Here is a 14,195-nt window from a genome sequence, read left to right as displayed (position 1 = left end):
TTCCGTAACGTCTGAGCCATGAGTGTGGTTGTCGCCGGACGTGTCGCGTTGGTCCTGGCCGTCACCGCCGGTCTGGTGGCCGGCTGTGCGCGCTTCGACGATTCCGCGTCCAACCCGTTCACCCCCGCTCCCACCCTCGTCCCGGAGGGGCAGCAACCGAGCAACACCCCGCCGCCGTCGACCTCGGCCGCGCCGCGCCCGTCCGGGCCGTGCATCGATCCCGATCCCGCGGTGGTGGTCTCCTGCCTGGATACGACGGGCGGCATCACGGTGCTGCCGGGCGGTCAGCAGGCGCTGGTCACCGAGCGGGTCGGCGGCCGGATCCTGAAGATCACCGCGGTCGACCCGAGCGAGGCGCCGCCGGAGCCCGTGGAGATCGCGCGGATCGGCGTGGACGCCACGGGCGACGGCGGGCTCACCGATGTCACCCTCTCGCCCTCCTATCCCGAGGACGGGCTGATCTACGCCTACATCACCACCGGGAGCGACAACCGAGTGGTGCGGATCGGCGCGGACGGTGTCCCGAAGCCGATCCTCACCGGAATTCCCAAGGGCGCCACGGGAAATCGCGGCGCGATCGATTTCGTCAACGCGAACCGGATGGTGGTGCTGACCGGCGACACCGGCAGTCCGGCCGCGGCGGCCGACCCGAATTCGCTGGCGGGCAAGCTGCTCACGGTCGACAACCCGTCGGTGAACGAGGCCACGCCGAAGGTCGTCGCCTCCGGCCTCGGCGCGGCCGGTGGTGTCTGCCCGGATCACCAGGACAGCATCTGGTTCACCGACCGCACCGCCGCCGAGGACCGGCTACAGCGGCTGGCCCCCGACGGGACCGTGACCACCGCGTGGACCTGGCCGGACCGGCCGGGCGTGGGCGGCTGCGCGGCCGCGGTCGACGGTGTGGCGGTGGCGATGACCGGGGCGAAGGCGCTCGCCTTCGCCGCACCCGATCCGACCACCCACGCCATCACCGCCGCGCCGACGATGGTGGCGCAGAACAAGTACGGGGCGCTCAATGCCGCCTCGCTCGACCAGAACGGCTTCGTCTGGGTCGACACCGTCAACAAGCAGGGTCAGCCCGGCCCGTTCGACGATCGGGTGGTGCGGATCCCGCCGCTGAAGGGTGGCTCCGGCGGCAGCCCGGACTAGCCGGAGACGCCGCAGGCGGCGAGCACCAGCTCGCGCACGCGGGCGGCGTCGGCCTGGCCGCGGGTGGCCTTCATGACGTCGCCGACGACCTTGCCCGCGGCCTGCACCTTGCCGGAGCGGATCTTGTCGGCGATGTCGGGGTTGGCCGCGAGCGCCTTGTCGACCTCGGCCTGCAGGGCGGAGTCGTCGGAGACCATGCCGAGGCCCTTGGCCTCCACGACCTGCGCCGGGTCGCCCTCACCGGCGAGGACCAGGTCGACGACCTGCTTGGCGACCTTGTTGTTGATGGTCTTGGCCTCGACCAGCGCCACCACCTCGGCCACCTGCGCCGGGGTGATGGGCAGCTCCTCGAGCGTGACCTCGCGCTCCTTGGCCTTCTCGGTCAGGTAGGCGACCCACCAGGAGCGGGCGGCGTCGACCGAGGCGCCGGCGTCGACGGTCGCGATGATCGGATCGAGGGCGCCCGCGTTGATCAGGTCGCGGAACACCTCGTCGGACAGGCTCCACTCGCCCTGGATGCGGGAGCGGCGCAGCCACGGATACTCCGGGATGGTGCCGCGCAGCTCGTCCACCCAGGCGGCGTCCGGGGCGACCGGCTCGAGGTCGGGCTCGGGGAAGTAGCGGTAATCTTCCGCGGTCTCCTTGCGCCGCCCCGCCGAGGTGGTGCCGTCGGCCTCGTGGAAGTGGCGGGTCTCCATGACGATGGTGCCGCCGGAGGCCAGCACCGCGGCCTGGCGGCGCATCTCGTAGCGGACCGCGACCTCGACGCTCTTGAGCGAGTTGACGTTCTTGGTCTCGGTGCGGGTGCCGAATTCGGTTGCGCCCCTGGGCATCAGCGAGACATTCGCGTCGCAGCGCAGCGAGCCCTGCTCCATCTTCACGTCCGAGACGCCGAGCGCCTTCAGCAGGTCGCGCAGCGCGGTGACGTAGGCACGGGCCACCTCCGGCGCGCGCTCACCCGCACCGGTGACGGGCTTGGTGACGATCTCGATGAGCGGCACGCCGGCGCGGTTGTAGTCCAGCAGCGAGTGGCTGGCGCCGTGGATGCGGCCGGTGGCGCCGCCCACGTGCACCGACTTGCCGGTGTCCTCCTCCATGTGGGCGCGCTCGATCTCGACCCGGAACGGGGTGCCGTCGTCGAGCAGCACCTCAAGGTAGCCGTTCTGCGCGATCGGCTCGTCGTACTGGCTGATCTGGTAGTTCTTCGGCTGGTCCGGGTAGAAGTAGTTCTTGCGCGCGAACCGGCCCCACGGGGTGATCGAGCAGTTGAGCGCCAGGCCGATCCGGATCGCCGCCTCGACGGCCTTCTCGTTCACCACCGGCAGCGAACCGGGCAGCCCCAGACACACCGGGCACACCTGGGTGTTCGGCTCCGCGCCGAACGCCGTCGGGCATCCGCAGAACATCTTGGTGGCGGTCCCCAGCTCGACGTGCACTTCCATGCCCAGCACCGGCTCGTACCGGTCGACGACATCGGCATAGTCCATCAGTTCCACCGTGGGTGCAGTCATGCCGACAAGTCTATGTAAACGGGTCCGGCCCTCGCCTATCCGCACCCTTTCCCGCGCTACACGGGGTGCGGATCGATACAAGGGGTGCGGATGCGCGGTAGTCATAGCCTCGAGCCTGGTCGCGGCAGTACGGTTGGTGCATGTCAGAGGCCACATTGAGCTACCACTGGTCGCGGGACGAGTTCGTGCGTGCCTGGAAGGCGAAGGTCTTCGACCACAGGGTGGAATTGATCGAGGGGGAGGTCTGGCCGGTGGTGATCGGCGATTGGCACGGGGAGATGTCGTTCCAGGTTGCCGCCGCGCTGCGGCATCCCACCGTGCGTGTGTCGGGGGCGACGCTGCCGAGCGAGGACTCGCTACCGGATCCGGACTGTTGGGTTCGCCGGATCTCGGCCGAACCTGTCGGAACGGTCGGGTCCGACCTGAGCATCTGGGATCCGGCGGATGTGCTGCTCGTCGTGGAGGTTTCCAACGAGACGGTCCTGCAGGACCTGAGCAAGAAGGCAAAACTCTACAGCCGAGCCGGATATCCCGTGTACTGGGTCGTCACCCATGAGGTGGTTTATGAGCACACCGAACCCGCGTCGACTGGATACCGCGTGCGCACCGAATATCGTCCGGGCGATCGGATTCCACTCCGTTATGCCGACACCGATCTCACCGTGAGCGAGCTGCTGGACATCAGGTAGCTCCGACATGGACGGCCCTCGCCCGCCGCACGGGCGAGGGCCGTTGTCTCCCAATAACTCTCAATCGACCGCGATGGCCTCCACGATGGGCATGCGGGCGGCCCGCAGGGACGGGGGGATCGAGCCGAGCAAGGCCAGGACGAGGGCGGCCACGGCGTAGGCCAGGAGCATCGGGCTGGGTTTGTAGGCGACGTCGATGGTCATGGCGTGGCCCAGGGCGACGGTGGCCAGGTATTGGACCGCGGCGCCGAAGGCCAGGCCGAGAGCAGCGCCGACGAGGCCGATTCCGGCCGCCTCGGTGAGGACGGTGCGCAGCAGGAAGCGGCGGCTGGTGCCCATGGCACGGAGGACGCCGAATTCGCGGCGGCGCTCCAGGACCGACAACATCAGGGTATTGAGGAGGGCGATCGTGGAGACCAGCACGACGATCCAGAGGATCGAATTGCTCAGGGCGGTGCCCTGCCGGACGCCGCCGGAGATCGCGGCCACGGCCTCGCTGCCGGGTGAGACGTGCAGCTGGGGCGGCACCGCCGCGCGGATGGCGGCGGTGACCGCGGACGGGTCCGCGCCGTGCTGGAAGTCCACCGCGAGGATCGTCTCGCCGGGGCGCTGGTACCACTCGCGCATGATGTCGATGTTCATCACCACCACACCGGCGATGGCCGAGAAGTACGGGATCACCCGCAATACCCGCACGGTGCGGGTGCCCGTCGGCGTCGGCAGCGACAGCGTCGAACCCTCGTGCACCCCTTGGGATCTGGCGATGTCGCGGGAGATCACCACGCCGGTCCCGGCCACCAGACCGGCCCGGGCCCGGTCGTCGAGGGGGGTGGGATAGGCATGGTTGTCGTCCTCGTAGCCCTGCAGCATCACCCGGCCGCCGCCCAGCGTCGCGAAGGCCATCTGCGCCGATTCCACGCCCGCCACACCGGGAACCACGCGAATCCTGTCCTTCACCTCGGGTGGCAGCAGCGGACCCGTCGGGAACTCGGTGAACGCCCCCGGGCTCACATACAGATCGGAGTTGCCGAGGCTGCGGAAGCTCGTCCCCGCCGAATCCGCGAGATTCTCCGAGGCGCTGCCCATGGCGACGACCGCGGTCACGCCGATCATCACGGTCATGGCCGTGGCCCAGACCCGGCGCGGGGCCCGCTCCACGGTGGTCGCGCCGAGTGCGCCCGGCGCGCCGAACAGCCGGGCCACCGCCGCCACCGCCCGCACGATGGGCCCGGTCGCGGCGAAGCACAGCACCACGGCCGCGGTGATCGCGAGGGAGATCGACACGATGGAATAGCGGCCGATATCGGCCTCCGCCAACAGGATCGAGGCGCCGACCAGGACCAGGCCCCCCACGATCGCGGCCCGGCGCAGCAGCGGGCTCACCGCGTCCGAGCGCGAGACGCCGACCGGCGCCAGCGCCTCGATCGGCCGCACCTTGTAGATCTGCCGGGCGGCGATCGCGGAGGCGGCGACGCTGGCGAGCACGCAGGCCGCCACGGCGACCGGCACCGCGTAGCCGGGCACGATGTATTCGGTGCGCGCCTCCACCGATTGCACGATCGCCGACGGCAGCCGGTCGATCGCGGTGCGGCCCATGACCGTTCCGAGCAGCGCTCCGGCCAGGCCGCCGATCAGGCCGAGCACGCCCGCCTCGGCGATCAGGTCGCGCACCATGGATCGGCGGCGGCCGCCGAGCGCGCGCAGCAGCGACAGCATCGGGCGGCGTTGCGCCACGGCCATACTCATCGCGTTGTAGACGAGGAACCCCGACACGATGAGCGCGGCGGCCGAGGCGACGGTGGTCGAATACCGCACCAGCATCACCGCGCCCCCGGCCTGGGCGGTGCGCAGGCTCGGGTCGGCGACCACCGCGCGGCCCGCCACCACCTGGGTGAGGGTCGAACGCAGCTGCCCCACATCGGTATTCGCGGCCGGAACGATCTGGATCGAGTCCAGCTGCCCGGTGCGGTCGAGCAGGCGCTGCGCCAGCGGGAGCTGCGTCACCACGATGTGCCCGCCGTTGAGCCGCTTCGAGGTGGCGTCGTCCAGCACGCCCGCGACGGTGACCGTGCCCGAGCCGACCCGGAACGTCTCGCCTGCCCGATGCCCCATCGCCGCGCCGACCAGCACGCCGTTCGGGACGGTCACAAGTTTCACCGCGTCGGCGCGCAGCGGGCCGTCCAGCGCGCTGCCGAGCGCGGTGACGCTCGCATCGGCCCCGACCAGCAGGGCGCGATCGGTATCCGCCCCGATCCGGGCCCGGATCATCGGCACCGCCGCCGAGACACCCGGCGTCGCCCGGATCTGTTGCAGCACCTGCTGATCGAACCCGGCATCGGTGATCCCGGTGACCTCCAGCGCCGCCTTCCCGCCGAGACTCTTCGTCAGCCGGTCCACCGACCCGGTCACCGACCCCGCCAGGCTGAACACCGACACCAGCAGCGCCGCCGACACCGCCATCACGACGAGCGACAGCAGCGTCCGCCCCCGGTGAATCAGCAGCTCCCCGATATTGAACAGCCGCAGCCGATCCCACCCGGCCGCGATCACGCGCCCACCCCGGCTCGCTCGTCACCGGCGGGCACGACATCCGACACACCGGCGCGATCGCGCGCATGCTCCCCCGCGGTGATCGAGCCGATCCGGCCGTCGCGCAGCGTGACCACGCGGTCGCAGTAGTGGGCGGCGGTCATGTCGTGGGTGACCATGACGACCGAGTTGCCGGAGGTGGTGATGTCACCGAGGAGGTCCAGGATGGCGGCGCCGGTCTTGGAGTCGAGATTGCCGGTGGGTTCGTCGGCGAGGATCAGGGGCGGGTCCATGATGAGGGCGCGGGCGACGGCCACGCGTTGCATCTGGCCGCCGGACAGCTCCGCGGGGCGGTGGTCGGCGCGGTCGCCGAGGCCGACGCGGTCCAGCAGTTCCAGCGCGCGGGGCTTGGCCCGGCGTAATCCGGTGCCGTCCAGCAGCTTCGGGACGGCGACGTTCTCCCAGGCCGACAAGGTAGGCAGCAGGTTGAAGAACTGGAACACGAAACCCACCCGGTGCCGCCGGAATTCGGACTGCCGGTCGTCATCGAGGGCGCCGATCTCCTCACCGCGGAAGGCGATCGACCCGGAGTCCGGCGAGTCCAGCGCGCCCAGCAGGTGCAGCAGCGTGCTCTTCCCCGACCCGGACGGGCCGATGATGGCGGTGAACTCACCGGCCTCGATGCGCAGGCTCACCCCATCGAGGGCGCATACCCGTTGCCCGCCCACGCGGTACTCCTTGACGACATCGGTCAGTTCCAGCATGGACTTCACCCCTCGGTCTCGTGATTGTCGTTGCGGCGCATTCGAGTACGGCCCGGTCAGCGGGCCAGCGCCCGGGTGTCCTGCCAGCGCCGCGCGTCCTGGGCGTCGAGCACCGCGCGCAGCACCGGCTGTTCGGCGGCCAACTCCAGGTAGGCGTCGGCGGCCGTGCGGCCGTGCGCGAATGCCTGGTCCACCTTCGCCCGCAGGTGGTTGTTCCATCGGTAGTGCAGGGCAGCCAGCACACCGCCGGGCCCGCCGAACAACCGATCGCACCCCGGGAGGTCGTAGAACAATCCCGGGCTGGCCGGATCCGCGGCGGCGCGGGCGAGCACCTCATGCAGGATGGCGGTCCGGGCGTGCAGATCGGCCCATGTCATGGTGTCTGCCCCTTCCGTCCGATCGCCCGGGATCTCGGTGTGACCGGGCGCTGTGGGACCCACGCTACGGACGTGCAACCGCCGTTACCTCGTGCCGAGGACCCGACTTCTGCTCCTACCCCGGTAGGAGCGCAGCCCCGGCCACGGGCGGGTGCCGGGCGGCCATTCGGGCGGCTAGCCTTGCAGATATGGAGGTGACCAGCACCATCGAGCGGCCGAACCGGTTCGGGCGGATGGTCTCGGTCGTCCATCCGAAGGCCGTGCTCACGCGGCTGCGGGACCGGTCGGTGGAATTCGCCCACGATCCGGCGGGCACGCTGCGCCGTCGCATCGAGCAGCTGTCCTATGACTATCCGCCCGGCGTGGTCTGGATCGCCGATGTCGCGGTGGTCATCACGGCGACCGCGGCGGCGGCGCAGCGACACAGCTATTTTCCGACCGGGCTGCCGTTCGTGGCGGTAGCGCTGCTGGTGATCTGCTATCCGCTGTTCTTCTTTTTCGATGTGCAGCCGCGACCGGCGGTGTTCGGCCTCGCGGCACTGGCCTCGGAGGCGCTGTTCCTCGCCCAGCCGGTCTCCCCCGACGTTTCGGTGCTGGTGCCGACGGTCATGGCGGGCATGATCGCCGCGATCGCGCCCAAGCGGATCAGCATCTTCTGGTCCGCGGCGGTCATCATCGAGTTCCTGATCTTCTATGCGATGGACCATGTGGACCGGCAGTTGCCGATCTATGTGACATCCATCGTGCTGGGTTGGATGGTCGGGCTGATGCTGCAGTTCCAGCGCCGGTTCCTGTATCAGGAGCGGGAGACCCAGGAGATCCGCACCGCCCAGGCCGCCGACGAGGAGCGCCGCCGCATCGCCCGCGAGGTGCACGATGTGATCGCGCATTCGCTGAGCGTGACGCTGCTGCACCTGACCGCCGCCCGGCACGCGCTGCAGACCGACGGCGATGTGGACGAGGCCGTCGACGCGCTCACCGACGCCGAGCGGCTGGGGCGTCAGGCGATGGCCGACATCCGGCACACGGTCGGCCTGCTGGATCAGCGCCCGGCCAGCATCACCCCGGAACCGGGTCTCGACGACATTCACGGCCTGGTCGAGGATTTCGTGCGGGCCGGGCTCGAGGTCCACTACCGGCTCACCGGTGATCCCGATGTGGTCTCGGCCAGTACGGGTTTGGCGCTGTACCGGATCAGCCAGGAGTCGCTGGCCAATGTCGCCAAGCACGCGCCGGGCGCGCGGGTCACCCTCGGCATCGCCGTGACCGCCGCCGATATCACTGTGCGCGTGGCCAATACGCTGCCCGACGGCACACCGGCGCGGCGCGGGCGCGGCATGGGGATCTCCGGGATGCGGCAGCGGGCCGAGTTGCTCGGCGGCACGCTGACCGCCGGGCCCCGCGACGACGGCTGGCAGGTGGACGTCCGTATCCCGCTGGCCGGCAAGTCGACGCTGGTCTGTCCCGCCACCGGCGCGGACGATCCGCTGCGGCTGGTGCGCGACGCCATCACGACGGTGACCCGGAAACTTCAGGAGGGCATGTGATCTCGGAATCTCCCTCGGCCGTCGATCAGGACACGGTCGGTGTGCTGGTCGTCGACGATCAGGAACTGGTGCGCGGCGGCCTGCGCCGAATCCTGCGCCGCCGGGACGGTTTCGCCGTCACCGAATGCGCGGACGGCGACGAGGTGCCCGCCGCGGTGGCCGCCCAGCGCCCGGACGTGGTGCTGATGGATCTGCGGATGAAACGCATCGGCGGCATCGACGCCACCCGCGCGCTGCGGGCCCGCGAGGACGCGCCGCCGGTGCTGGTGCTCACCACCTTCGACGACGACCAGCTGCTGTCGGGGGCGCTGCGGGCGGGGGCGGCCGGGTTCATCCTCAAGGACTCCCCCGCCGAGGATCTGATCCGCGCGGTGCGCACCGTCGCCTCGGGCGGATCCTGGCTGGATCCGTCGGTGACCGGGCGGGTGCTGTCGGCCTACCGATCGGTGCGGCCCGCGCCCATGCCGCAGCGCAACCGGCTCGACGAGCTCACCGCGCGCGAATTCGAGGTGCTGCGGCTGATCGGGCGCGGGCGGGTCAACGCCGAGATCGCGTCCGAGTTGGGTATCTCGGAGGTAACCGTAAAGAGCCACGTAGGACACGTTTTCGGGAAGCTAGGGTTACGAGATCGTGCCGCGGCCATCGTCTTCGCGTTTGACCACGGCGTGGTCGCACCCGGAGAATCGGCTCCATAGAGGGGCAGGCAACCCCGGTGGAACGCCGGGCACGGGTATCGCACCCTGCCCAGGGATGTGGAGGTTTCACCGGTGAACGCACCGCGCTCACGGGCCGGCAGCCGATTCGGCCCGTACGAGCTGCGCTCACTGCTGGGCAGGGGCGGCATGGGCGAGGTCTACGAAGCCTATGACACCAGCAAGGGGCGGGTCGTTGCGCTGAAGTTGCTGCCCGAGGAGCTGGCGCACGATCCGAGCTATCAGGAACGCTTCCGCCGCGAATCGCAGGCGACGGCGCGGCTGGCCGAGCCGCATATCATCCCGATTCACGACTGGGGTGAGATCGACGGGGTTCTCTACATCGATATGCGGCTGGTGCGCGGGCAGAATCTGCGTGCGCTGCTGCGCCGGGAGTGCCCGATGGATCCGGCGCGGGCGGTCGCGATCGTCGACCAGGTGGCGGACGCGCTGGATGCCGCGCACTCCGCCGGGCTGGTGCACCGCGACGTGAAACCGGCCAATGTGCTGGTCACCGAGGCGGATTTCGCGTACCTGGCCGACTTCGGCATCGCCCGCAGCGAGGGCGACAGCGGGATGACGCTGGTGGGCACCGCGATCGGCTCCTACATCTACATGGCGCCCGAGCGGTTCGACGTGGGCCCGGTCGACGGCCGCGCCGACGTCTACTCGCTGGGCTGCGTGCTGCACGAATGCCTCACCGGCGCAACCCCGTTCCCGGTACAGAGCGTGAGCGTGCTCATCCGCTCCCACCTGTCCGAACCCCCGCCGCGCGCCAGCCTGCACCGCCCCGACGTCCCGCCCGCCCTGGACGCGGTCATCGCCCACGCCATGGCGAAGACCCCCGCCGACCGCTACCCCACCGCCGGAGAATTCGCAGGCGCCGCCCGCGCCGCCATCGGCCTGTCCCCGAATTACCGCACCCCCCAACCAACCCCCGACACCCCCCACCCACCACCGCCGGTCAATCCCCCCTCCCGCACCGAGGCCACCACCTACCTCGCCCTGAACGCCCTCAACACGCTACGCAGCAGCAACCCACCCGTCCCGCACACGGCACCAGACGCCGAAAACGATCGCGCCACCTACGCCGAACCGGTCAGCACCAGCGAACAGAGCTACGGCACACCGGACAACGGGAGCGAACAAGAGGCGAACAGCACACCAGTCGGCGACAGCGGACGAGACGCATACGACGCACCAGTCGGCGAGAGCCGACAAGACACGTACGCCACGCCAGCCAGCGAACAGCACGCATACGGCAAGCCAGTCGGCGACAGCCGACGAGACGCATACGACGCACCAGTCGGCGAGAGCCGACAAGACACGTACGCCACGCCAGCCAGCGAGGGCCGACAGCACGCATACGGCGAGCCAGTCGGCGATAGCCGACAAGGCGCGTTCGGCACGCCAGCCAGCGGCAGCCGACAAGACACGTACGACGCACCAGCCAACGACAGCAGCACATACGGCGAGCCAGTCGGCGACAGCGGGCAAGACACCCATGGCGCACCGAGCCCCGGGAGCGGGCAAGGCGGATATGGCGCGTCGGTGAGTGAGGGCGGGCCCGAAAGCCGGAGTGCGCGAGGTGGTTACGAGGCATCCGGTGAGACCAGTGCCGATGTTGTACCCGGCGGTTACGGGGCTGGGGGTGGGCGCGATATGCCCGGGGTGCGGATGCGGGACGAGGCGACCACTTTTCAGCCGTTCGGGCCGGAGGGGCCGACTATTGCGGCGCAGATGCGGCCGCGGGGGGCGGATCCCACTCGGGTGTTTCCGGTCGAGGCGGGGCAGGAGCCTGCGCCGCGGGGGTATCCGCTCGACGAGGGTGGGGAGCCGCCTGTGGCGGGGGCGCCGACCACGGTGATGCCGACGGGGGTGGGCACCGGGCGGCCGTCTACGGCCGATTCCCCGACCACGTTCATGGCGCGCGATCGGGCGCCGTCGGATGCCGAGGATACCGATCCGCAGGCGCACGGGTTCGAGCCTCCGACCACGGGTACGCTGCGGATCATTCCGCCTGCCAAGCAGGGGGACGAGCACGACACCGGCAGCGATCTCCCGGTGATCCACCCGTCGGATCCGACACTGGTGCGGCCGGGCGAGTTTCAGTTCACCCCGCTGCCGCAGCAGTCGCCGCCACGGCCCCCGGCGCCGTGGGAACTGCCGCCGCGCACCGAATTCCTGCCGCGCTCGGATCTGCGGCAGCCCGGTGCCGAAACCGCCTACGAGGGCGACGAGTACGGCTACGAGGAGGGCGAGGGGTACGGCTACGACGAGCACTACGGCGGAAGCGACTACGCCGCCGACGAATACGACGACCGGCGGGCGAACAAGCGCTCCATCGCCGTGCCGATCGTCCTCGGCGTGCTCGGCGTCGCCCTCGCCGCGGTGGTGGCGGCGTTCGGCTGGCACGTGCTGAACAAGCCCCCGGGTACCTCCGTGGCGATATCCACCGGCTCCCCCACCACCCGCGCCGCCACCGCGAGCCCGTCCCCGTCGGCCGCGACCACGACGGGCGCGGCCACCAGCACCTCGGCCGCGGCCACCCCGCCGCCCGGCGCGACCGCGTGCCAGAGCACCGGTGCGGCACAAGGCAAGTACGCGCACGCGGCCACCGGCACCTCGGTCACGTCCTGCGGTTTCGCCGAGGCGGTGCGCGCGGCCTACGCGCAGGCCGCATCCGCCGGGTCGCAGCCCGCCACGGTGGTGGCCCTCAGCCCGGTCACCGGCCGGTCCTACACCATGACCTGCACAACCTCGGGCCGGGTGGTCACCTGTAGCGGCGGTGAGAACGCGGTGGTGTATGTCTACTGAGCGCAAGCGCCTGCGGCGCAGGGGGTTCCGCGGCGCCGCGCTGCTGTCGGCGATGCTGGCGGTGTCGGCGTGCGCCGCGCACGCCGACACCGCCGCGCCCGTCGGGGTCGTCGCCTCGCCCGGTGCCGAAACACCCCACCCCACCGCCGATCCCGTCGACGAGAGCTTCGGCGTCCCCGCCACCCTGGCCGCCGATTTCGCGAACCTGCAGCAGGATCTGCACGGCACCGTGGGACTGGCGGTGATGCGGGTCGGCGGCGACCACGCCCTCACCCTGGGCACCTGGACCACCGGCATCGCCTGGTCCACCATCAAGGTGCCGCTGGCGCTGGCCGCATTGCGCCACGACCCGGTCGGCCTCACCGATACCGCGACCGCCGCCATCACCGCCTCGGACAACGATGCGGCGCAGGCGCTCTGGGAGGCGCTGGGCGGCGGCAACCAGGCCGCCGACGCGGTCGAGGCGGTGCTGCGCGAGGCGGGCGACACCACCACCGATATCGCCCAGCGGCACAACCCCGACGGGCAGGTGTCGGTGGACGATCCGCTGGCCTTCGGCTCCACCGTGTGGACCCTGCTCGACCAGGTCCGCTTCGCCTCCCGGCTGCCCTGCCTGCACCACGCCTCCCGCGTGGTCGACCTGATGGGCCAGATCACCTCCAGCCAGAGCTGGGGCCTGGGCGCGTTCGTGGGCGCGGAATTCAAGGGCGGCTGGGGCCCCGACGACGTGACCGGCAACTACCTGGTGCGCCAGTTCGGGCTGGTCCCCACGTGGTCCGGGCAGCTGGCGGTGGCGCTTGCCGCCCAACCGGATTCGGGCCTGTACGACGACGCGACGGCCATGCTGGACAAGCTGGCCGCGCTGCTGGCCCGGCACGTGCACGAACTCGGCGGCGGCGAATGCCGCGCGTGACAGGGGATTCGGCGCATTAGCGACACTTGCGGTCACAGCATTTGACCGCACGCCCGGAACGGCACAGAATGCCTCGACTACGGGTGGAACGGTTTCCGGCCACCCCTGATGTTGGAGGTAGACGGGTGGACGCACCGCAATCGCGGCCGGACAACCGATTCCCGGCGCGCGAATTGTGCCCACTATCGGGCACTTTCGCAACGGGCGGAGAGCGCGGCGCCGGAACGGCCACGGCCGCAGCCGGTCCCGCGCACGCCGCCGGACGCCGCCGGACGATCCGGCCGGGCAAGCGGATCCGCGTACTGCTCACCGCGCTCTGCTGTGGCGCGCTGCTGCTGGTTCCGGCGTGCTCCTCGCATTCGGATCCGGGCCCGGCCGCCACCATCGCCCGGCCCAGCGCGCCGTCGGGCACCGGCGCGGTGGTGGCGCTGCCGGGCTCGCTGGCCGCCGACTTCGCCGATCTGCTGCCGTCGCTGAACGGGCACGCGGGCATGGCGATCCAGGCCGTCGGCGGCGACCGGCCGGTCACCATGGGCAACTGGACCACCGGACCCGCGTGGTCGACCATGAAGGTGCCGCTCGCCCTGGCCGTGCTCCGCACCAACGGCAATACCGGCACCTACCAGATGTCGGCCGCGATCACCGAGTCCGACAACACCGCCGCCGACGGCCTGTGGCAGTCGCTGGGCACCCCGGACGCGGCGGCGCAGGCGGTGCAGGCGGTGCTGCGCGACGGCGGCGACACCACGACCACGGTGCCCGCGACCCGGGCGCGGCCGGACTATTCGGCCTTCGGCCAGGCCGCCTGGGCGCTGGCCGATCAGGCGCGCTTCACCGCGCACCTGCCGTGCCTGCCCGGTGCGGACACCGTGACCACCCTGATGAGCAAGGTGGTCTGGGGGCAGCAGTGGGGCCTGGGCCATCTCGACAACGCCCAGTACAAGGGCGGCTGGGGGCCGGACCCGAACGGCAACTACCTGGTCCGCCAGCTCGGCCTGGTCACCACCCCGGGCGGCGAGATGGCCATCGCCCTTGCCGCCCAGGCCAATTCGGGCTCCTTCACCGAGGGCACCCAGATGCTCGACAAGATGGTCACGCTGATCGGCAAGCATTTGGGGGAATTGCCGGTGGGGCACTGCCCCGGCGCGCACTGACGGACAATCCAGACACGCCGACCAAGGCGTCGTTACCCAGGATTCATCGGGGG

The 14,195-nt window shown here is 70.8% G+C and carries 11 protein-coding genes; 7 read left to right on the top strand and 4 right to left on the bottom strand.

Annotation, left to right across the window (positions count from 1 at the left end; translation table 11 throughout):
* Positions 1–18: 18 nt before the first annotated feature.
* On the top strand, positions 19–1,149 hold the full coding sequence (locus HPY32_RS32055; RefSeq protein WP_067578470.1) for a PQQ-dependent sugar dehydrogenase: 1,131 nt from the start codon (positions 19–21) through the stop codon (positions 1,147–1,149).
* Here HPY32_RS32055 and gatB read toward each other — a convergent pair.
* On the bottom strand, positions 1,146–2,660 hold the full coding sequence (gatB, locus tag HPY32_RS32050) for an Asp-tRNA(Asn)/Glu-tRNA(Gln) amidotransferase subunit GatB (protein WP_067578467.1): 1,515 nt from the start codon (positions 2,658–2,660) through the stop codon (positions 1,146–1,148). The two genes, HPY32_RS32055 and gatB, sit on opposite strands and share 4 nt — an antisense overlap.
* 140 nt (positions 2,661–2,800) lie before the next feature.
* On the opposite strand from gatB, the gene HPY32_RS32045 reads away from it, so the two are divergent.
* Complete coding sequence (locus tag HPY32_RS32045) at positions 2,801–3,349, top strand: Uma2 family endonuclease (protein WP_067578465.1); 549 nt, start codon at positions 2,801–2,803, stop codon at positions 3,347–3,349.
* 60 nt (positions 3,350–3,409) lie between these two features.
* Here HPY32_RS32045 and HPY32_RS32040 read toward each other — a convergent pair whose 3' ends face one another.
* Genes HPY32_RS32040 through HPY32_RS32030 form a run of 3 tightly spaced genes read right to left on the bottom strand, consistent with a single transcriptional unit; the run spans position 3,410 to position 7,019 of the window.
* Positions 3,410–5,899 (bottom strand): FtsX-like permease family protein, encoded by a 2,490-nt coding sequence (locus HPY32_RS32040; protein ID WP_067578464.1) that lies wholly within the window; start codon positions 5,897–5,899, stop codon positions 3,410–3,412.
* Positions 5,896–6,642 (bottom strand): ABC transporter ATP-binding protein, encoded by a 747-nt coding sequence (locus HPY32_RS32035; RefSeq protein ID WP_067584535.1) that lies wholly within the window; start codon positions 6,640–6,642, stop codon positions 5,896–5,898. Before HPY32_RS32035 ends, HPY32_RS32040 begins: the two co-directional genes overlap by 4 nt.
* Before the next feature lie 56 nt (positions 6,643–6,698).
* A complete protein-coding gene (locus HPY32_RS32030) occupies positions 6,699–7,019 on the bottom strand; it encodes a hypothetical protein (RefSeq protein WP_067578462.1) in 321 nt (106 codons plus the stop codon).
* A gap of 188 nt (positions 7,020–7,207) precedes the next feature.
* Between HPY32_RS32030 and HPY32_RS32025 the strand changes: the two genes are divergently transcribed.
* From HPY32_RS32025 to HPY32_RS32005, 5 genes are all read left to right on the top strand, one after another.
* The gene (locus HPY32_RS32025; RefSeq protein ID WP_067578460.1) at positions 7,208–8,566 is read left to right on the top strand and encodes a sensor histidine kinase; all 1,359 of its coding nucleotides are present in this window, start codon (positions 7,208–7,210) and stop codon (positions 8,564–8,566) included.
* A gap of 41 nt (positions 8,567–8,607) precedes the next feature.
* Positions 8,608–9,261 carry a response regulator transcription factor gene (locus tag HPY32_RS32020; RefSeq protein WP_067584532.1) on the top strand — a complete coding sequence of 218 codons (654 nt, stop codon included), beginning with the start codon at positions 8,608–8,610 and terminating at the stop codon, positions 9,259–9,261.
* Positions 9,262–9,333: 72 nt separating this feature from the next.
* Positions 9,334–12,075 (top strand): serine/threonine-protein kinase, encoded by a 2,742-nt coding sequence (locus tag HPY32_RS44085; protein WP_309247560.1) that lies wholly within the window; start codon positions 9,334–9,336, stop codon positions 12,073–12,075.
* Positions 12,065–12,988, top strand: a complete 924-nt coding sequence (locus HPY32_RS32010; protein ID WP_082870607.1) for a serine hydrolase — start codon at positions 12,065–12,067, stop codon at positions 12,986–12,988. The genes HPY32_RS44085 and HPY32_RS32010 overlap by 11 nt, the downstream gene beginning before the upstream one ends.
* Before the next feature lie 125 nt (positions 12,989–13,113).
* Positions 13,114–14,142 (top strand): serine hydrolase, encoded by a 1,029-nt coding sequence (locus HPY32_RS32005; protein WP_231951323.1) that lies wholly within the window; start codon positions 13,114–13,116, stop codon positions 14,140–14,142.
* Positions 14,143–14,195 lie beyond the last annotated feature (53 nt).

Source organism: Nocardia terpenica, assembly GCF_013186535.1.
Taxonomy (GTDB): Bacteria; Actinomycetota; Actinomycetes; order Mycobacteriales; family Mycobacteriaceae; genus Nocardia; species Nocardia terpenica.
This window is presented reverse-complemented; position numbering and strand designations above follow the sequence as displayed.